Origin of the sequence: Miniimonas arenae (assembly GCF_006351005.1) — a bacterium.
In the GTDB taxonomy this organism is placed as follows: Bacteria; Actinomycetota; Actinomycetes; order Actinomycetales; family Beutenbergiaceae; genus Miniimonas; species Miniimonas arenae.
This window is the reverse complement of the sequence record NZ_VENP01000015.1, coordinates 11,249-30,390: the sequence shown is the minus strand read 5'-3', so window position 1 is coordinate 30,390 and position 19,142 is coordinate 11,249. Positions and strand designations below refer to the sequence as shown.

17 protein-coding genes are annotated in these 19,142 nt (G+C 76.0%); 14 read left to right on the top strand and 3 right to left on the bottom strand.

Features of this window, described 5'->3' with window-relative positions; genetic code table 11:
• Positions 1-27: 27 nt before the first annotated feature.
• From FH969_RS05745 to FH969_RS05735, 3 genes are all read left to right on the top strand, one after another.
• Positions 28-1,338, top strand: coding sequence for a sensor histidine kinase (locus tag FH969_RS05745; RefSeq protein WP_246071731.1), 1,311 nt, complete (start codon positions 28-30; stop codon positions 1,336-1,338).
• Positions 1,335-2,036, top strand: a complete 702-nt coding sequence (locus FH969_RS05740; RefSeq protein ID WP_139986445.1) for a response regulator — start codon at positions 1,335-1,337, stop codon at positions 2,034-2,036. The genes FH969_RS05745 and FH969_RS05740 overlap by 4 nt, the downstream gene beginning before the upstream one ends.
• A gap of 200 nt (positions 2,037-2,236) precedes the next feature.
• Positions 2,237-5,533: an FtsK/SpoIIIE domain-containing protein gene (locus FH969_RS05735; RefSeq protein ID WP_139986444.1), complete on the top strand. Its 3,297-nt coding sequence runs from the start codon at positions 2,237-2,239 to the stop codon at positions 5,531-5,533.
• A 13-nt stretch (positions 5,534-5,546) separates the two neighbouring features.
• On the opposite strand, the gene FH969_RS05730 is transcribed toward FH969_RS05735, so the two are convergent.
• Positions 5,547-5,993: a hypothetical protein gene (locus FH969_RS05730; RefSeq protein ID WP_139986443.1), complete on the bottom strand. Its 447-nt coding sequence runs from the start codon at positions 5,991-5,993 to the stop codon at positions 5,547-5,549.
• A 470-nt stretch (positions 5,994-6,463) separates the two neighbouring features.
• Between FH969_RS05730 and FH969_RS05725 the strand changes: the two genes are divergently transcribed.
• On the top strand, positions 6,464-6,712 hold the full coding sequence (locus FH969_RS05725; protein ID WP_108719386.1) for a WhiB family transcriptional regulator: 249 nt from the start codon (positions 6,464-6,466) through the stop codon (positions 6,710-6,712).
• A 202-nt stretch (positions 6,713-6,914) separates the two neighbouring features.
• On the opposite strand, the gene FH969_RS05720 is transcribed toward FH969_RS05725, so the two are convergent.
• Positions 6,915-8,396, bottom strand: a complete 1,482-nt coding sequence (locus FH969_RS05720) for a sensor histidine kinase (RefSeq protein ID WP_108720227.1) — start codon at positions 8,394-8,396, stop codon at positions 6,915-6,917.
• Between the two features lie 127 nt (positions 8,397-8,523).
• Between FH969_RS05720 and FH969_RS05715 the strand changes: the two genes are divergently transcribed.
• On the top strand, positions 8,524-9,297 hold the full coding sequence (locus tag FH969_RS05715) for a glycerophosphodiester phosphodiesterase (protein WP_180359682.1): 774 nt from the start codon (positions 8,524-8,526) through the stop codon (positions 9,295-9,297).
• Between the two features lie 81 nt (positions 9,298-9,378).
• Here the strand turns inward: FH969_RS05715 and FH969_RS05710 are convergent, their stop codons facing one another.
• Positions 9,379-12,720: a bifunctional proline dehydrogenase/L-glutamate gamma-semialdehyde dehydrogenase gene (locus FH969_RS05710; protein ID WP_139986441.1), complete on the bottom strand. Its 3,342-nt coding sequence runs from the start codon at positions 12,718-12,720 to the stop codon at positions 9,379-9,381.
• A 135-nt stretch (positions 12,721-12,855) separates the two neighbouring features.
• Between FH969_RS05710 and FH969_RS05705 the strand changes: the two genes are divergently transcribed.
• The 9 genes from FH969_RS05705 (at position 12,856) to FH969_RS05670 (ending at position 19,140) form a co-directional block, all read left to right on the top strand.
• Positions 12,856-13,635, top strand: coding sequence for a helix-turn-helix domain-containing protein (locus tag FH969_RS05705; RefSeq protein WP_246071730.1), 780 nt, complete (start codon positions 12,856-12,858; stop codon positions 13,633-13,635).
• Between the two features lie 175 nt (positions 13,636-13,810).
• A complete protein-coding gene (locus tag FH969_RS05700; protein ID WP_108720224.1) occupies positions 13,811-14,335 on the top strand; it encodes a GNAT family N-acetyltransferase in 525 nt (174 codons plus the stop codon).
• A gap of 347 nt (positions 14,336-14,682) precedes the next feature.
• Positions 14,683-15,204 carry an OsmC family protein gene (locus tag FH969_RS05695; protein ID WP_139986440.1) on the top strand — a complete coding sequence of 174 codons (522 nt, stop codon included), beginning with the start codon at positions 14,683-14,685 and terminating at the stop codon, positions 15,202-15,204.
• 38 nt (positions 15,205-15,242) lie between these two features.
• Complete coding sequence (locus FH969_RS15160) at positions 15,243-15,416, top strand: hypothetical protein (protein WP_159096550.1); 174 nt, start codon at positions 15,243-15,245, stop codon at positions 15,414-15,416.
• A gap of 65 nt (positions 15,417-15,481) precedes the next feature.
• Positions 15,482-16,291 (top strand): thymidylate synthase, encoded by an 810-nt coding sequence (locus FH969_RS05690; RefSeq protein ID WP_199916479.1) that lies wholly within the window; start codon positions 15,482-15,484, stop codon positions 16,289-16,291.
• Positions 16,292-16,310: 19 nt separating this feature from the next.
• A complete protein-coding gene (locus tag FH969_RS05685; RefSeq protein WP_139986439.1) occupies positions 16,311-16,814 on the top strand; it encodes a dihydrofolate reductase in 504 nt (167 codons plus the stop codon).
• A gap of 99 nt (positions 16,815-16,913) precedes the next feature.
• Positions 16,914-17,579, top strand: a complete 666-nt coding sequence (locus FH969_RS05680; RefSeq protein ID WP_139986438.1) for a DUF4129 domain-containing protein — start codon at positions 16,914-16,916, stop codon at positions 17,577-17,579.
• Complete coding sequence (locus tag FH969_RS05675; RefSeq protein WP_139986437.1) at positions 17,576-18,034, top strand: hypothetical protein; 459 nt, start codon at positions 17,576-17,578, stop codon at positions 18,032-18,034. The genes FH969_RS05680 and FH969_RS05675 overlap by 4 nt, the downstream gene beginning before the upstream one ends.
• On the top strand, positions 18,031-19,140 hold the full coding sequence (locus tag FH969_RS05670) for an AAA family ATPase (RefSeq protein WP_139986436.1): 1,110 nt from the start codon (positions 18,031-18,033) through the stop codon (positions 19,138-19,140). Before FH969_RS05675 ends, FH969_RS05670 begins: the two co-directional genes overlap by 4 nt.
• Positions 19,141-19,142 lie beyond the last annotated feature (2 nt).

Genomic DNA, 19,142 nt, shown 5'->3' with positions numbered 1-19,142 from the left:
CCGACGGCCGCGGCCTACCCTCGGACGGTGACCTCTCCTGCCTCCCCCGCCAGCGGTGCGCCTCTCGGCGCTCCCGTGGCCGGAGGCGGCGTCGGGTCCCGCGACGTCGCGGCCGGCGGGCCGGTCCTCCAGCTCGACGCCTGGCTCAGCCGCAACGGAGCCTGGCTGGACGGCGTGCTCGCCGCCGCCGCGTTCCTCCTGCTCGGCAGCCTCTCGATCCTCACGGGCACGGGGTCGACCGCGTCGCCGGTCGCGGTGCTGACCATGTGGACCGCGTCGATCGGGATGCCGGTCGCGATCGCCTGCCGTCGCCGCTGGCCGATCGGGTCGGCCGTGGCGGTCAACGCTCTCGCGCTCGGGCACTTCCTCGCCGGCACGGGTCTGCTCCCGATCGACCTGCTCATCTACGTCTCCGTCTACTCCACGACCGTGCACGCCCCGATCTGGGCGCGCCGGGTCAGCCTGGGCTCGGCCGTACTCGGCAGCGCGCTCATCGCCGTCTCCATGTCGCTCGACATGGGCCGCGACGGCTTGCTGACTGCCACGTTCCTGTTCGTCGCGGCCGCCGTCCCCGCCCTGCTCGCGTGGGTCGCCGGACTCCTGCGCCGCTCCAGCTCGCAGCGCTGGGAGTCGCTGCGCGAGCGCGCGGCCCGCCTGGAGTACGAGCGCGACCAGCAGGCGCGGCTCGCCGTCGCCGCGGAGCGCACCCGGATCGCGCGCGAGATGCACGACGTCGTGGCGCACTCCCTCGCCGTCGTCGTCGCTCAGGCCGACGGCGGGCGGTATGCCGCGCGGACCGACCCGGCGCTCGCCGCACAGGCCCTCGACACGATCGCGACGACGGCGCGCGCGGCGCTGGCAGACACCCGGCGGATCCTCGGGGTGCTCCGGGAGGACGGCTCGGTGCCGCACCGCCCGCAGGAAGGCCTCGCCGACCTGCCGGACCTCGTGGCCCGCGTGCGCGCGTCCGGGCCCGCCGTCGAGCTGGTCACCTGGGGCGAGCCGCGCGACCTGCCCGCGGCCACCGACCTCGCGGCGTTCCGGATCTGCCAGGAGGCGCTCACCAACGTCCTCAAGCACGCCGGCGAGCCCGGCACCGTGCACGCCCGCGTGGACGTCGCGTGGCACCCGACCGCCCTCGTGCTCCAGGTGGACGACGACGGTCGCGGCGCCGCCGCGGCACCCGACGGCGCCGGGAACGGCCTGACCGGCATGCGCGAGCGCGCCGCGCTCTTCGGGGGCGCGCTGCACGCGGGGCCTCGGCCCGGTGGTGGTTTCCGTGTGCACGCCACGTTCCCGCTGCCACCCTCCCCGATCCTCCAGGAGTCCGCACGATGACCCAGCCCGCCACCGCGAGCCACCAGATCCGCGTCGCCCTCGTCGACGACCAGCAGCTGGTCCGCGCCGGCTTCTCCATGGTGATCTCGAGCCAGCCGGACATGGCCGTCGTCGCCGAGGCGGGCGACGGCGCGCAGGCGCTGCGCCTGCTGCCGGGGTTCGACGTCGACGTCGTGCTCATGGACGTGCGCATGCCGGGCCTGGACGGCATCGAGGCGACCCGCCGGCTGCTCGCCGCGCCGCGCCCGCCGGGCCGCCCCGTCCCCCGGATCATCATCCTCACGACGTTCGACCTCGACGAGTACGTGTTCGCCGCGATCCGCGCCGGCGCGAGCGGGTTCCTGCTCAAGGACGCCCAGCCGGAGGAGATGCTCGCCGCGATCCGCACGGTCCACGCGGGCGACGCCGTGATCGCGCCGTCCTCCACGCGGCGCCTCATCGAGCACGTCGCGACGCGCATGCCGCTGGAGAACCGCACGCCGCCCGACGCGCTCGCGGACCTCACCGAGCGCGAGCGCGAGGTGCTCGAGCTCATCGCCCGGGGCCGGACGAACACCGAGATCGCCTCGGACCTGTTCGTGGCCGAGGCGACCGTGAAGACGCACGTCGGCCGCGTCCTCGCCAAGCTCGGGGCCCGGGACCGGGTGCAGCTCGTGGTGCTCGCGTACGAGACGGGGCTGGTCTCGCCGGGGACCTGAGCCGCGCGGCACCTCGGGGCACTCGGGGCACTCGAGGCGCGGTGGACGCGGCACTCGGCGCGCGATCGGCCGCTCGCGGCCCGGACGGTCGGGGTCGGCCTGGTGCGCACGTTGTCCCCAGATCCGTGCGGCGACACCCGCCCGTGCGGCATCCACAGGTCCGCTCGCCGCTGTCGGTGCCCGGGCGCAGGCTCGGCGGCGTGGACACCGACCCGGCCGCCGTCGTCGCACGCTGGCGCGCCTGCTGGCACGCGCCGGCGCACCTCGCCGTCGTGCACGGTCCGGATGCGGGCTGGGCCGTGCCGCTCACGTCCGCGCGGGTGAGCGTGGGCCGCGCGCCGTCGGCCGACCTCACGCTCGCGGACCCGTCGGTCTCCCGGCTGCACGCCTGCGTCGCACCGATGCCCGACGGCGAGCGCTACCTCGTGCGCGTCGCCGCGCCTTCCGCCGTGGTGCGGCCGAGGCGCCGCGGCCGTCGCCGACCCGGCGGCCCTGGTGACACCGGAGGCACTGGCAGCACCGGCAGCCGGGAGCGCGTGCGACGGGTCCGCCGCCGCGCCCTGCTGCGCGTGGGTGACGCGCTGCTCCTGGGGTCCACCCGGCTCGAGGTGCGCGGCACGCCGGAGCCCGACGACGCCGGTGCGCCGCGGTTCACGGCGCCGCGCCGACCGCCGCGGCGGTCACGTCCCTCACCTCCCCCGGCGCCCACCGCAGCCGGGGAGCCCGCCGGCCGCGCGACGTCGTCGGGCGCTGGTCGGTGGCGCTCCCTCCTCGCCCTGCTGCCGATGCTCGGCATGCTCCCGCTGCTGCTCGCGGGCCACGCGTCGCGCTGGTGGCTGGTGGGCGCGATCGGGGTCGGCGCCGTGGGGGCCGTCGTCGTCGCACTGGTCGGGCGCCGTCGCCGGCCGCCCTCCCCGCCGGGCACGGACCCGCCGGATCCCGCGGCAGCAGCGGTCTGGGCGGCAGGGGTCGGCGCCCTTCCTGCGCTTGCGCACGCCGTGGCGGCGGTCGCCCGACCCGGCGGCTCCGTGCCGCCGGGAGCTGCCGAGGGCGCGGGCGTCCTGGTGCACGGCGGCGCGGCGGGTGCACCGCTGCGGATCGGGACCGAGGGCGTCGCGGTGGTCGGGCCGGACGAGCAGGGGCTGGCGCGCTGGCTCGAGGTGCAACAGCCGGGGGTCGTGCGGCGCGCAGCGCCCACTCGCGGCGCGCTGGAGCCGGGGCCGTGGCCGGTCATCGGCGCGCGGGGGCGCCTCGGCGTCTCACCCGCCTGGGTGGCCGCCGTGTGCCACGCCGTCGGGGACGCCCTCCCCGACGGCGCGCTCGTGCGTGTCCTCGACCCAGACCCGGCGCGGGTCGCGCGCGCGTGGCTGGACCCCGCGGCCGGACTGCCGGTGCACCTCGGCCCCGGTCCGGCGAGCGGACTCGACCTGGCCGAGCACGGTCCGCACGCCCTGGTCGCGGGCACCACCGGGTCCGGCAAGTCGGAGCTGCTGCAGTCCTGGGTGCTCGCGCTGGCGCTCGGGCACGCCCCACGTGACCTCACGATGCTGCTCGTCGACTACAAGGGCGGCGCCACGTTCGGCGTGGCCGCCGGCCTGCCGCACTGCGTGGGCCTGCTCACCGACCTCGACGCCGCCGCGAGCGCCCGGGCCCTCACCGCGCTGCGGCACGAGCTGCGCCGCCGCGAGCGGCTGCTCGCCGCGGCGGGCGCGCGCGACCGCGCCGACCTGCTCGCCCGCGGCGGCCACCTGGGCCGGCTCGTGGTCGTGGTCGACGAGGTCCGCGCGCTCGTGGAGGATGACGCCGCCCGGCTCGCCGACCTCACGGCGGTCGCGACGCTCGGCCGCTCGCTCGGGCTGCACCTCGTGCTCGCGACCCAGCGTCCGGCGGGCGTGCTGGAGCCGCAGCTGCGCGCCAACCTGCCGCTGCGGGTGTGCCTGCGGGTGCTGGACGCGACGGACTCGCTCGACGTCGTCGGCCGCGGCGACGCGAGCACGTTCACGCGACCGGGCCAGGCGGTGGTGACCGGAACGGCGCACGACGGCGTCACACAGCTCGGCAGACTGACGGCGCCCGACGCGGCCCGCGTGGTGGCCGCCGTGCGGGAGGCCGCCGAGCGCGTGCGACGTGCGCGACGCGGTGACCTGCTCACCGTGCACCGGCCGTGGACGCCCGCGCTGCCCGCGCAGGTCGGGCGCAGCGCGGTCCGGGCCCCGCTGCTGCTCGACGTCCCCGAGGAGACGAGGCACGCTCCGTGGCGCTGGGCGGGCGGACGCCTGCTCGTCAGCGGGCCGCCCCGCAGCGGGCGCAGCACCGCGTTGCGCGCCCTCGTCGGCGACGCGCTGCGCGCCGGACGCCCGTGCCACGTGATCTCCCGCGAGCCGTGGCCCCGCTGGACCGCCACCGGCCGCGACTCCGGACATGTGATCCACCCGGGCCTCGGCACCACGGTGACGACGGCCGAACCCGATCGGCTGGTCCGACTGCTCATGCTGCTGGCGCAGGGCAGCGACCCGGGAGCCAAGCTCGTGCTCGACGACACTGAGGCGGTGCTCGACGCCGTCGACGGCGCGACGCGCCTCGGCACCGGGCAGGACCTGATCGCCACGCTGCTGCAGGTGCGAGACGACATGGCCTTCGTCGTCGGGACCGCGCACCGCTGGGCGCCATCGGTCGCCACGCACCTCACCCTGCACGTCCGCGACGCCGGAACCGCGGCCATGCTCGGGATCCCCCGCGCCCTCGTCGACCCGCAGGCCCCACCCGGGCGCGGCGTGCTGCTCGATCGCGGCGTCGCACGGCTCGCCCAGGTGGTCGTCGACGACCTCCCGCTGGGGACGGCGGCGGAGTCGGCCGGCACCGAGCCGTTGCTTCGGCTGGCTCCCGTTCCCGCCCACGTCCGTGGGCCGGTGACCGGAGCACCCGCCGGTGTGCTCGCCGTCGGACGCGGCGGTGACGACGCCGGTCCGGTGGGCGCCGTGCTCGAGCCGGGTCGGCCGTGGCTCGTGGTGGGTCCGCCCGGGTCGGGCCGCACCACGGCGCTCGGCGCCGTCGCGGACGCGGCACGGGCGGCGGGGCTGCGGGTGGTCCGTGTCGACGGCGACGGGAGCCACCACCCCGACCGCTCCGGCCCGCACGACCGCCCCGGGCCGACCGGGGACCCCCGCCCGACCGAAGACGCCCGCCCGACCGACGACGCCGAGGAGGTCCTGCTCGTCGACGACGCCGACCAGCTCGATACCGCGGAGTCGGTGGCACTCGTCCCGCGGCTGCGGGGCCGGGTCGTCGTCGCGACGACCCCCGCCGCGCTGCTCACGGCCTTCCAGGGCGTCCTCGGTGGGGTACGCGAGGCGCGCACGGTGCTCGCGCTCGGCGGTCACGTTCCCTCGCACGCGCACCCCGGCACGCCTCGGCTCCCTCTGCCCGTGCCGCCGGGCCGCGCCCTGCTGGTCACGCCGCGCGGCACGCTCGCGCTCCAGGTCGCGCAGCCGCCGTGACGCGAGGGTCGGGTCAGCCGTGGGGCTGGTCGTCCTCGCCGGACCCGAGGGCGAGGCGCGTCGCCGGGGCGACCGCGGCCGCCGCCGTCGCGAGTCCCAGGACGGCGAGGCCGACCGCGACGGGGGCGTTCACGCTCAGCTGGGACAGGCCCGTGAGCACGAGCAGGAGCGACCACGCGACGGCGGCCCCGCGCGCCCATCGGCGCCGGCGCCACAGGGACCTGCCCACCGCCGCGACCGCGACCGCGGCGAGCAGCGCGAAGGCGAGCACCGGGAGGCTGGCGACGCGCTCGTCACCGGCGGTGGTGACGAGGACGCCGACCGCGAGCGCCGCGAACCCGATCGCCTGGAGCAGGAGCAGCACGACGGCCAGGACCAACGTGCGTGGCCGGGCTGTCCTCGTCCGGATCCCCCCGACGCGGCCAGGGTCCGGCTCCTCCGGCGTGGGGACAGCAGGCATCCCGCCACTGTAGAGGTGCCACGCAGTCCGCTGGCGGCGCTTCCGAGCGGGCGGACGCGCACCGGTGCGGGCTTCCCGGCGGCGCTGGTGCTCCTCGGTTCCGCTCGGTGTCCCTCGGTGCCCCTTGGTGCCCGTCGGTGTTTCGAGACGGTCCTTCGTGTCGCGGGAGCCGGCGAGCCGACCGCGCGCCGAGCCGGAAGCGCCCACGCCGTGAACGCTCACACGCGTGACCTGCCCGTTTGCCGCACCGTCACCCTCTGGTCACCGCCCGCGTGGCGACACGCGAGGATTTGCGTGGAACCGCTCCTGTGTGCTGCTGTGACGTTCACCTCACGGCGAAGCGGATGCAACGTCTCCGTAACCCTTGTGCGCGCGCGCATCCCGTGTGACAGTTGTCCACAGGAACTGTTCGACATGCGGTCCCTCCCCCACTACGGACGGGGACCCTCTGCGCCCAAGGAGCCGCCACCATGGACTGGCGTCACGATGCTGCCTGCCTCACCGAGGACCCGGAGCTGTTCTTCCCGATCGGGAACACCGGCCCCGCCCTCGCTCAGATCGAGGAGGCGAAGGCCGTGTGCAACCGGTGCGACGTCGTGAGCTCCTGCCTCAAGTGGGCCATCGAGACCGGTCAGGACTCGGGCGTCTGGGGCGGCCTGTCGGAGGACGAGCGCCGCGCGCTCAAGCGCCGCACCGCCCGCGCTCGCCGGGCCGGCTGAGTCCCGCACCACGCTGACGACGGCCGTCGCACCCTCGGGTGCGGCGGCCGTCTCGCGTCCGCGCCCGGCTCGCCGCGCTCTCACCGACCCCTCGCGCACCCGCGCCCGCGCACCGCGGCGCGTCGCACCGCACGCCGCACACGCACGCACGCCGCGCCCACGGCCGGCCCACGCCTGGCGCACGCCCCGCCCCGCGCGGGACTCAGAACGTGTCGACCTCGCCGTCGGACGGCGGGCCGAAGCCGAGCCGCGCCTGGATCCGCACCTCGGTGCCACCCTCGGCGCGCGGGCGCCACTCCATGCTCCCGTGCAGCTCCCCCGCCACGAGCGTGCGGACGATCTGCATCCCCAGCCCCGTCCCGGTGGGCGGCGCCGAGGGGTCGATGCCCACGCCGTCGTCCTCCACCACGACCACGAGGTCACGACCCCGACGCTCCGACCGGATCGCCACCGTGCCGCCCATCTTGGCGAGCCCGTGCTCGACGGCGTTGGAGACCAGCTCGGTGAGCACCACCGCGAGCGCCGTCGCCTCCGTGGCGGCGACGCGGCCGAACGAGCCCTCGCGGACCATCCGGACCGGCTGCTCGGCGGCCGCGACGTCCACCGCGAGCCGGAGCGTCCGGCCGAACACGGCGTCGAAGTCGACGATCTCGTCGATGGTCTGCGAGAGCGCCTCGTGCACCGACGCGATCGTCGCCACCCGCCGCATCGCCTCGTCCAGCGCCGAACGCGCGTCGCTCGAGGTGGTCCGCCGCGCCTGCAGCCGCAGCAGCGCGGCCACGGTCTGCAGGTTGTTCTTCACGCGGTGGTGGATCTCGCGGATCGTGGCGTCCTTGGTGATGAGCTCCTGCTCGCGCCGGCGCAGCTCCGACACGTCGCGGCAGAGCACCACCGCCCCGATGCGCTCGCCCTCGTTCGTCATGGGAATCGCGCGCAACGACACGCACACGCCGCGGCTCTCCACGTCGGTGCGCCACGCCGCGCGCCCCATCGCCACCAGCGGTAGCGCCTCGTCGACGGCCTCGCCGTCCTCGACGTGGTCGGCGATCACCTGCGCGAGGGACCGGCCCACCATGTCCCCGAGGACACCGAGGCGGTGGAAGCAGGACATCGCGTTGGGGCTGGAGTACAGGACCTCGCCCTCCGCGTTGAGCCGCACCAGGCCGTCGCCCACGCGCGGGGCGCCGCGCAACCGCCCCGTCGCGGCGTTCGGCGACGGGTACTCCCCGCGCGCGATCATGCCGCAGAGCTCGTCCGCAGCCTCGATGTAGTTGATCTCGAGCCGCCCGGGTGTGCGCGCCTCGCCGAGGTTGGTCTCCCGGCCGAGCACCGCCAGCGCCTTGCCGTCGCGAACCACGGGAACGGCCTCCTCGCGGATCGCGTACGACCCGTTCCACCGCGGCACGCGCGAGCGGCGGATCTCCTTGCGCGCGAGCGCGGCGGCGAGGGCAGGGACCTGCCCCTCCGGCGCCGGCTTGCCGACGATGTCGTCGTAGTGGACGGTGCCGCCCGTCGAGGGGCGGCAGTGCGCGACGGCGACGAAGCGCCCCTCCTCGTCCGGCAGCCACAGCACGAGGTCGGCGAACGCGAGGTCGGAGAGCACCTGCCAGTCCCCCACCAGCAGGTGCAGCCAGTCGACCTCCGCAGCGCTGAGGCGGCCGTGGGACGCGACGAGGTCGCTCATCGTGGACACCACAGCAGGGTAGTCGCGCCGCCGGTCGCGTCGGCGGTTGCGTCGGCACGACCGGACCCGCCCGCGCCCGACGGCGAACCGGTCGACCCCGCGCACGCTCCCCTCTAGCGTGGGTCGGGTGAGCACCCCCCTCGTCGTCGGTCACCGGGGCGCACCCGCCGTCGCCCCCGAGAACACTCTCGCCTCCTTCCGCGCCGCATTCGACGCCGGCGCGCGCTGGGTGGAGACCGACGTCCACCTCAGCGCCGACGGCGTGCCGTTCCTCCTGCACGACGACTCCCTCGCCCGCACCACGGACGCCGCGGACGCCGGGGTGGACGCCGAGGCGGACGTCGAGTCGCTGCCCTGGTCGCAGATCCGTCGCGTGGACGCCGGGGCCCGCCGGGGTGCGGCCTTCGCTGGCGAGCGGGTGCCGCACCTGGACGAGCTCGGCGCCCTGCTCCAGGCGACCGGGGGCAGCCTCGACCTCGAGGTGAAGGCGCCCAGCCGGCCGGCTGCCGAGGTGGTGGCCGCGCTCGGGGAGACGCTGTCGTCGCAGGTGTGGCACGACGTCGTCGCGCAGGGACGTCTCGTCGTCACCTCGTTCGACCCGTTCGTGGTCGCCGAGTCGCTCGAGGTCCTCGCGCCGATGGGCGTGCCGATCGGTCTGCTCGTCGAGGACGTGCCGGACGCCGACGACCTCGCCGAGCTCGCGGCGTCGGGCGTCGCGGTGCTCGCCACGAACCACGTGACGCTGACGGAGGAGGGAGCGCTCGCCGTCGGGCGCGCCGGACTGCGTCTGTGGGTGTACACCGCGAACCGGCCCGAGGACTGGGCGCGGCTGACGCGCCTCGGCGTCGAGGCCGTGTGCACCGACGACCCGGCCGCGATGCTCGCGTTCCTGCGGGCCTGAGGCGAACGCGGAGCACGAGCGCCCGAAGGTCTGCGCCGCGGACACCTCGGCGGCGCGCGACGGGCAGCGGACGGGCGGTCGTCAGGCGTGCACGTGGCCGAACCGGTGCCTGGTCCGCGAGATCGCCTGCTCGCGCAGCATCGTGAGCAGCTCGCGGCGGCCGTCGGCGAGCACGGGGTCGTCGAGCACCGTGACGCCGGCCTCGATCGCGGCCCGCCACACCTCCTCGGGCGCCCCGGCGGGACCGACCCAGCGCACGCGGTCGGCCGTGCGCCCGGCGGCGATGTCGGCGGCGAGCGCGGCGCCGTCGCCGTGCGTGACGACGACCGTCGGCACGCCCGCGGCGTCCGCCGCGTCGCGAGCGCGGTCGGCCGAGCCGGCGGGTGCGTCGGGCGCCACGTGCACCGTGACGGCCGGGACCGGGACGAGGCGCAGCGTGTTCTCCTCGCACGCCAGCGCCGAGGGATCCGCGCCCGTGCGCCACTGCGCGGCGAGCGCGCGGTCCGCCTCCTGGCGTGCGGCCCGTGCGGCCTCCGGCTCGACGGGCCCCTCCTCGACCCACCGCCCCAGCTGCGCCACGTAGTGCGGACCGCCGGCCTTGGCGCCGGGCCCCATGACGGAGCCCTTCCAGCCGCCGAACGGCTGCCGCTGCACGACCGCACCGGTGATGTGCCGGTTGACGTACGCGTTGCCGACCTCGACCCGCTCGCGCCAGAGCGCGATCTCGTCGGGGTCGAGCGAGTGCAGGCCGCCGGTGAGCCCGTACGCCGTGGCGTTCTGCCAGTCGATCGCCTCCTCGAGCGTGTCGGCCCGCATGATCCCGAGCACGGGTCCGAAGCACTCGGTGCGGTGGAACCACGAGCCCGGCACGACCCCCGCGCGGACGCCCGGGCTCCACAGCCGCCCGGCCCAGCGCTCCCCGCCCGGCGGCGGGGTGAGCTCGCGCGGCGCGAGGACCCAGCGCTCGCCGGGTTCCAGGGTGGTGAGCCCGCGCAGCAGCTTGCCGCTCGGCACCTCCACGACCGGACCCATGCCGGTGCCGAGGTCGTCGGGCACGCCGACGCGCAGCGAGCGCACGGCGTCGACGAGCTGGTCGTGGAACCGCCGCGAGCGCCCGATCGACCCCACGAGGATGACGAGCGAGGCGGCCGAGCACTTCTGGCCGGCGTGCCCGAAGGCCGAGCGCACCACGTCGGCGACGGCGAGGTCGAGGTCGGCGCTCGGCGTCACGACGATCGCGTTCTTTCCGGACGTCTCGGCGAAGACCCGCGGTCCGCCGGGGTGCCCGGCGCGCCAGGACGCGAACAGGCGCGCGGTCTCGAGCGAGCCGGTGAGCACGACCTGGTCCACGCCGTCGTGCGCCACGAGGTGTGCCCCGACCTCGTCCTCGTCGACCGCGACGACCTGCACGAGGTCGGCGTCGAACCCGGCCGCGGTGAGCGCCTCGCGGACCAGGCCCGCGACGACCTCGCCGCACCGCGTGGCGCTCGGCGAGGGCTTCATCACGACGGCGGATCCCGCGGCGAGCGCCGCGAGCACGCCACCGACGGCGATGGCCACCGGGAAGTTCCACGGCGGGGTGACGAGCGTGACGGGGACGGGGACGAACCGGGCGCCCGCCCCGTCGTGCTCCGTCGCCGCCGTGTCTTCGGGATCCGCGGCCAGCGCGAGCGCCGACCCCGCGTACCAGCGCGCGAAGTCGACCGCCTCGCTCACCTCCGGGTCGGCCTCGCCGGCGGTCTTGCCCGCCTCGTGCGCCATCACCGCGATCAGCTCGAACCGGGCCGCCTCGATGCGCTCGGCGACGTCCGCGAGCACCGCGGCCCGGCGCGCGACGTCGGTCGCCCCCCACGCCGGTGCGAGCGCGCGCGCCCGGGCCACGACGTCGTCGACCTCGCCCGTGCTGCCCAGGTGCGGCGCGCGCGGGGTGAGGTCGGGCGCGACGGCGAGCGCCGCCGTCGTGCGCTCGCGCACCCAGGCGACAGCCGGGTCGGCGTCCGCGGCGTTCTCGAACGTCGCGTGCGTCGGGACGCCCGCGACCTCGATCGGCGCTGAGGTGCGGCGTGGCTGCGTGGTCACCGTGGCGGCGTCACGCACCGAGGCGAGGAAACGCGTCCGGGCCTCGGCCTGGCCGCCGTCGGCGACGCTCTGGTGCAGGTAGTTCTCCGGCGCGGCGTTCTCCTCGAGGCGCCGCACGAGGTAGGAGACGGCGACGTCGAAGTCGGCGCGCGCGATGACCGGGGTGTACAGGAGCACCGAGCCGACGGTGTCGCGCACCGCGCGGGCCTGCGCCGGCGCCATGCCCTGCAGCATCTCGACGTCCATCGCCGCGGCGACGCCGCGCTCGGTGGCGAGCAGGTGCGCGAGCGCCAGGTGGTAGAGGTTGTGGCCTGCGACGCCGAGCCGCAGCACGCCCGCGACCTCCGGGGTGAGCGCGCGGTCCAGGATCCGCACGTAGGTCGCGTCGGTCTCCGCCTTGGACGTGTGCGGGGCCTGAGGCCAGCCGTGCAGCTGCGACTCCACGCGCTCCATCGCGAGGTTCGCGCCCTTGACCAGGCGCACCTTGATCCGCGTGCCGCCCGCGGCGACCCGCCGGGTCGCGAGGGCGACGAGCCGCTCGAACGCCGCGGGGGCGTCCGGCAGGTAGGCCTGGAGCACGATGCCGGCCTCGAGCCGCTCGAACGCCGGCTCGGCCAGGATCGCCTCGAACACCTCGAGGGTGAGGTCGAGGTCGCGGTACTCCTCCATGTCGAGGTTGACGAAGGAGCCGGTCTCCAGCGCGGCGCGGTACAGCGGGCGCAGCCGCTCGAGCACGCGCGCCACGGTGCCGGGGGTGTCCCACGTCGAGATCTGCGAGACGAGCGAGGACACCTTGATCGAGACGTAGTCGACGTCCGGCCGCCGCACGAGCGCGATCGTGCGCTCCACCCGCGAGGCGGCCTCGGCCTCGCCGAGCACGGCCTCGCCGAGGAGGTTGACGTTGAGCCGGTAGCCCGCGGCGCGTGCCCGCGCCATGTGCCCGGCGAGGCCGCGGTCGGCGTCGACGACGAGGTGGCCCACCAGCTGGCGCAGCCGCGCCCGCGCGAGCGGCACCACGAGCGAGGGGGCGAGAGGCGCGACGCGCTGCCCGACGGCGAACATCGCCCGGTCCACCGGCGTGAGGAACGCCGACGCTGCCGCGGCGTCGAGGTCGGCCAGGGCCCGCGCGGCGACCGTCGTGTCCTCGGGCCGCGCGACCTCGTCCACGAAGGCGACGGCGAGGTCGAGCCCGGCGCGGTTCGCCACGAGCTGGCCGAGGCGGTCCGACGCCGCCTGCTCGGCCCGCGAGGCGCCGTCGCCGGAGGCGCGCTGCCACTCCTCGGCGAGCGCCAGGGCGGAGGTCACGAGGGAGTCCGGGGCGAGCAGGCTGGGTGTGGCCGTCATACCGAGCAGTGTGCGCGCGGGTCGCGGCGCGCGTCTTGTCACCCAGCGCCTCCGGTCGCGTCCGTTCGCGACACGACGGCGCCATCGCGCGGCGTCCGTGCGGCCGGCGCCCGCGCCGTGCGCGACGATGGCCAGGTGGCCACGCCCGAGCATCCCGACGCGCAGTGCCTCGAGGTGCGCCTCGACCCGGCCCACCTCGCACCCGTCCTCCTCACGCTGCTCGACGAGCTGCGCACCACCATGTTCTGCGTCAAGGACGCGCAGGGCCGCTACGTCACGGTCAACCCCACGTTCGTGCGCCGGGCCGGTCGCACGTCGCGCCGCGACGTCCTGGGTCGGCGCGCCGAGGACCTCTTCGTGCCCGACCTCGCGGAGCGCTACGCCGAGCAGGACGCGCGCGTGCTCGCAGGCACCGAGCTGCGCCACGAGCTCGAGCTGATCCGAGCGCTCGGGCCGGGCGAGGCCGCCGCGGCCACGTGGCACCTCACCACCAAGCTGCCGGTGCGCGACGGCGAGGGCCGGGTCGTCGGCGTCGTCTCCGTCTCGCAGGACCTCGGCGAGCAGCGCGACGCGGCGACGTTCCCCGCCGTCGCGCGCGTGATCGACCACATCGCGGCGCACGTCGCGGACCCGCCCTCGGCCGCCGACCTCGCCGCGATCGCAGGCACGAGCACGACGGCGCTGTCCCGGCGGCTGCGCCGCGTCACCGGGCTCAGCACCACGCAGCTCGTGCTGCGCACGCGCATCGACGCCGCGGCGCGACTGCTCGCGACGACCGCGACGCCGATCGCCGACATCGCCCACGCGACCGGGTTCTACGACCAGGCCGCGTTCTCCCGGCAGTTCGCCCGGCTCGCGGGCGAGACGCCGGCCCAGTTCCGCCGTCGGGAGCGGCGCACGGCGCCCACGGACTGACCGCCCCGGACATCCGGGAGGACGCGACGCGGCCCCGCGAACCTGCCCGACACCGGCGCGACACAGCAGCGGGCCTCCGGCCGCGCGCCAGGACCAACGGTGGGCGTTGCCCGTGTCACAGGAACGTAACGATCCGGGAGCGAGCACGACACGCCACCCCGGCACCCTCGTGCTCATGTCCGCCACGACGGCCGGTGTCCGCCTCGCTCCGCTCAACGCCACGCACTGGGACCAGGTGCACGCGATCTACGCGGCGGGCATCGCCACCGGCCACGCGACGTTCTCCGACACCCCGCCGACCTGGCAGAAGTTCGACACCGACAAGCTCCCGCTGCTGCGCACCGTCGCCCTGGACGACGCGGAGCGAGTGATCGGCTGGCTCGCCTGCACGCCGCACTCGCGCCGACTGGTGTTCGTCGGCGTGCTCGAGGTGTCGGTGTACGTCCACCCGGACCACCGCCGCCAGGGTGTCGGCCGTGCGCTGCTGCAGAACCTCGTCGTGGAGAGTGAGCAGGCGGGGTTCTGGACGCTGCAGTCCTCGGTGTTCCCGGAGAACACCGCGAGCATCCGGCTGCACGAGGAGGCCGGGTTCCGGACCGTCGGGGTGCGCGAGCGCGTGGGCAAGATGACGCACGGCCCGATGGCAGGCGTCTGGCGCGACCTCGTGCTGCTGGAGCGCCGCTCGGACGTCGTCGACTGACGGCCGCCCGCGGCGCGACCACGGCCTTCCACCGCAGCGACTCCCTGTTCCGTCACAGCGACTCTCCCTCACGCCACAGCGACTGCCCGTAACGCCACGGCGACTCAGCTCGGACGCTGCCCTCGGCTCGGCGCTCTGACCAGCACCGTCGCTCGACCGGCGGCCGGCGAGCCCCCGGCGAGTCGCTCTCCCGTCACGCGCAGTCGCTCTCCCGTCACGCGCAGTCGCTCTCCCGTCACAGACAGTCGCTCTCCCGTCACGCGCAGTCGCTCCTGTCACGAGGCTCCCGCGCGGGCGTTCACCACGAACTGGTGTCCTCCGCATCGCAGGTAGGTCAAGATGTCCCCATGGGCGACGACGGCGACGACGACACGCCCCGCGACGACGAGCAGACCGCGGCCTCGACCGACAGCACAGCCGACGCCCCGGCCCCGTTCCTCGTCGCCGAGCGCGTCGGCAAGGCCACCTACGTGGGCCGCAACGAGCGCGGCGCCACCGTCCGGATCGGCCCCGAGGGTGACGACGGCGTGTTCTCCCCCGGCGAGCTGCTCGCCGTCGCCGTCGCCGCGTGCACCGGCATGAGCGCGGACTCGCGCGTGTCCTGGGAGCTCGGCGACGACGTGCCGATCTCCGTCGGCGTGAGCCGGGTCAAGGCGGAGGGCGAGAACCGGTACGAGCGCTTCGCCGTCGAGCTGGTGGTCACCGCCCCGCACCAGGACGTCGCGCGTCAGCAGCGCATGCTCGCCACGGCGCGCAAGGCGATCGAGCAGTACTGCACGGTGAGCCGCACGCTCGAGGCGAGCGCCGCCGTCGCGCTCTCGCTCACCGCCGAGGGCGGAACCGCCGCACCGTCCGCCCCACCCGCCTGACCAGCACCATCACCCGCACCACCACCAGGAGGTTCGCGATGCAGTTCACCAACGAGATGGGCCCGGTGGCCCTTCCGATGCAGACCGTCCCGTTCGACCTCGACCAGGATGCCGTCGCGGACGACCTCGAGTCCGGCGACCGGATCGTGAGCCACCTCGACGACCCCGAGGTCGCCCAGGCGATCGAGGCGCTCAAGCCGCGCAAGGCCTGAGGCGCCTCGCCACCCACCCGGCCGGCGTCCACGGAGCACCGGCAGGCCCCGTCCCGCCACCTACGATGGCTGCCATGCCCGTCGACACCCAGTACGAGGCGCTGCTCACCGACGTGCTCGCCACCGGCGCCCGCAAGGGCGACCGCACCGGCACCGGGACCCGCAGCGTCTTCGGCCGTCAGCTGCGCTACGACCTGAGCCAGGGCTTCCCGCTCGTCACCACCAAGCGGGTGCACGTGAGGTCGGTCGTGCACGAGCTGCTGTGGTTCCTGCGCGGCGAGAGCAACGTGCGCTACCTCCAGGAGCACGGCGTGCGGATCTGGAACGAGTGGGCCGACGCCGACGGCGAGCTCGGCCCGGTCTACGGCGTCCAGTGGCGCTCGTGGCCGACGCCCGACGGCGGGCACATCGACCAGATCAGCAAGCTCCTCGCGGACCTGCGCAGCAACCCTGACAGCCGCCGGCACCTCGTCTCCGCCTGGAACGTCGCCGCGCTGGACGACATGGCGCTCGCGCCCTGCCACGCGCTCTTCCAGTTCTACGTGGCCGAGGGCCGGCTGTCCTGCCAGCTCTACCAGCGCAGCGCCGACCTCTTCCTCGGCGTCCCCTTCAACATCGCGAGCTACTCGCTGCTCACCCACATGGTCGCGCAGCAGGTCGGGCTCGAGGTCGGCGACTTCGTCTGGACCGGCGGCGACTGCCACATCTACGACAACCACGTCGACCAGGTGCGCGAGCAGCTCACGCGCGAGCCGTACCCGTTCCCGACGCTCGAGCTCACTCCGGCCCCCTCGATCTTCGACTACACCGGCGAGAGTGTGCAGATCGTGGACTACCGCCACCACCCGGCCATCGCGGCCCCGATCGCGGTCTGAGGCGCGGCGCGTGATCGGGATGGTGTGGGCGCAGACGCCCGGCGGGGTCATCGCGGCCGACGGCGAGCTGCCCTGGGACGTGCCCGAGGACCTCCAGCACTTCCGCGAGATCGTGAGCGGGCGCCCCGTCATCGTGGGCCGCCCGACGTGGGAGTCGATGCCGCCCGCGTGGCGCCGCAAGCGCGCCGCCCGGTCCGTGGTCCTCACCCGGTCCGCGGACTGGCGCCCCGAGGCCGACGAGGACGCCGAGCGCGCCTCCTCCATGGCCGACGCCCTCGCGCTTCTCGCCGAGGAGGAGGCCACCGGCGACGTCTGGATCATGGGCGGCGGCGAGGTCTACGTGCTCGGCGCCGAGGTCGCCGACCTCCTCGTCATCAGCGAGATCGACGTGCCCGAGCCCGACGGCGAGCTCACCCTCGGCCCCGACGTCACCACCGGGTGGGTCGAGGAGGGCTCGGAGTCGGGCTGGCGCTGGTCGAGCACCGGGACGCGCTGGCGCGTGCGGCGTCTGCGGCGGCGCTGAGCGGTGGTGTCCGACAGAGCGACCTGCGGGTCGGCCGGCCCCGCGGACGTGGCGCCGCCGGCGCCACGGCCCGCACGGACGGGCCGCGCTCTGCCGTGGGTGACGGCGGGACTGCTCGCGCTCGCCATCGTGGGTGCCGCCGTCCGCGGGCCGCTGGAGGCCGAGCCGCGCTGGACGGGAAGCGACGGCGAAGAGAACCCGACGAGCCTGAGCACCGTGCAGCTCACGTTCCCGCCCCAGGACCCGAGCGACCAGCCCACGCTGCCGCCGTTCGAGCCGTTCGAGGTGCCCGCCGTGGTGGGCCAGGTGCTGATGTGGGTCGCGATCGCCGCCGCCGCGCTCGTGCTGGCTCTGGTGCTGCGCAGGCTGCTCAGCCAGCTCCAGCGCGAGCCGGCGATCGAGGGCCCGGACGTGGCCGGCGGGGTCAGCGTGGTGCAGGACGCCGTGCCCGACCTCACCGACGCGTTCGCCGAGGCACAGGCGCGGCTGCGCGAGCGCTCGGCGCCGCGCGACGCCGTGATCGCGGCCTGGGTCGCGCTGGAGGAGGCCGCCGCCGACCACGGCATCGTCCGCGCGGCCAGCCAGACGCCCACCGAGTTCGCCGTCGGTGTGCTGCGCCGAGGCGCCGACGCCGAGGCGGTGACGCACCTGCGTGACGTGTACCTCGCCGCGCGGTTCTCCGAGCACCCCGTCACCCACGACGACGTGGCGCGTGCCCAGGTCGCGCTGGATGCGATCGCGCGCGCCTGGCAGGACGCCCGATGACCCGCCGACTGCTCGGCGAGGCGGCGGCCGTCGTCGCCGCCGGCGCGCTCGCGTTCGCGCTGGGCGCCCCCGCGCCCGGGGTCGTGGTCACGGTTCTCGCCGTCGCCGCGCTCGCCGCGCTCGGGCACCTGATCCCCGACTCCGACGAGACCGCCTGGCCGCGGCTGCCCGCGCCCGAGCGCGGCGGCCGCCGCGCCGAGGTGTACCGCCTGTCCTGGCAGACGGGCCGAGACGGCGCGGCCGCGAGCGGCGCGGTGCTCCGGCTGCGGCAGGCGATCGCGCTGCGGCGCCGGTCGGCGGCCCCGGAGCAGGCCGAGGAACTGGACCGGCTCGCCGGACAGCTGGACCGGCGCGAGGGCGCCGCCGTCCAGCGGGTCCTCGAGGACCTCGAAGCCATGGCGCGCCGCGACGGCGCGTCCCCCCGACCCGACGGCCCGAGAGGGAGCGCACGATGACCGAGCACGACGCCGGACACCCACCCACGCACCACCACGATGACGTCGAGGCGGACGGACCCGGCGAGCACGCCGCGCCCACCAGGCCCACCTCGCCCACCGCGCCCCCCTCGTCCGCCGCCCCGCGGCCGGCCGCCTCGCAGCCCGCCACCGCGGACGAGATCGCCCGCGCGAGCGAGGCCGTCCTCGCGGAGGTGCGCACCGCCGTCGTCGGCATGCCCGCCCTGAGCACGGCGCTCGCGTGCGTGCTCGCGGGCGGGCACCTCCTGCTCGAGGACGTGCCGGGCACCGGCAAGACGCTCGCCGCGCGCAGCCTCGCCACCGCGCTCGGGCTCGACTTCGCGCGCGTGCAGTGCACGCCCGACCTGCTGCCCTCCGACGTCACCGGCTCGATGGTCTTCGACCCGGCCCGCACGGCGTTCGAGTTCCGCCCCGGCCCGGTGTTCACGGGCATGCTGCTCGCCGACGAGATCAACCGGACGCCCCCGAAGACGCAGTCGGCCCTGCTCGAGGCGATGGCCGAGCGCCAGGTCACGGTCGAGGGCGTGACCCGTCCGCTGCCGCACCCGTTCCACGTCATCGCGACGTCGAACCCGGTCGAGCACGAGGGCACCTACCCCCTGCCCGAGGCGCAGCTGGACCGCTTCATGGCGCGCCTCGCCGTCGGGTACCTCGACGGCGAGGGCGAGACCGCGCTGCTCGAGCGGCGTCTCGCGCGGCGGCAGGAGGCGGCGCCCGTGCGCACGGTCCTGCGTCCGGGCGAGCTCGCCGCGCTGCAGGCGGGGGTCGAGCAGGTCGCCGTGGAGCGCGACGTGCTGCGCTACTGCGTCGACCTCACGGCCGCGACCCGGTCGGCGCGCTCGGTCGAGGTCGGCGCGTCGCCGCGCGGCACGCAGGCCCTCGTGCTGCTCGCCCGGGCGCGCGCCGTGATGGCGGGGCGCGACTACACCACGCCCGAGGACGTGAAGTCGGTCGCCGTGCCCGCCCTCGCGCACCGGCTCGTGCTCACGCCGCAGGCGTGGGCCGCGGGGACGTCGCCGGTCGCCGTCGTCGCCGACCTGCTCGACCACGTGCCCACCCCGGGCGCGACCGCCTCGCTGCGGTGACG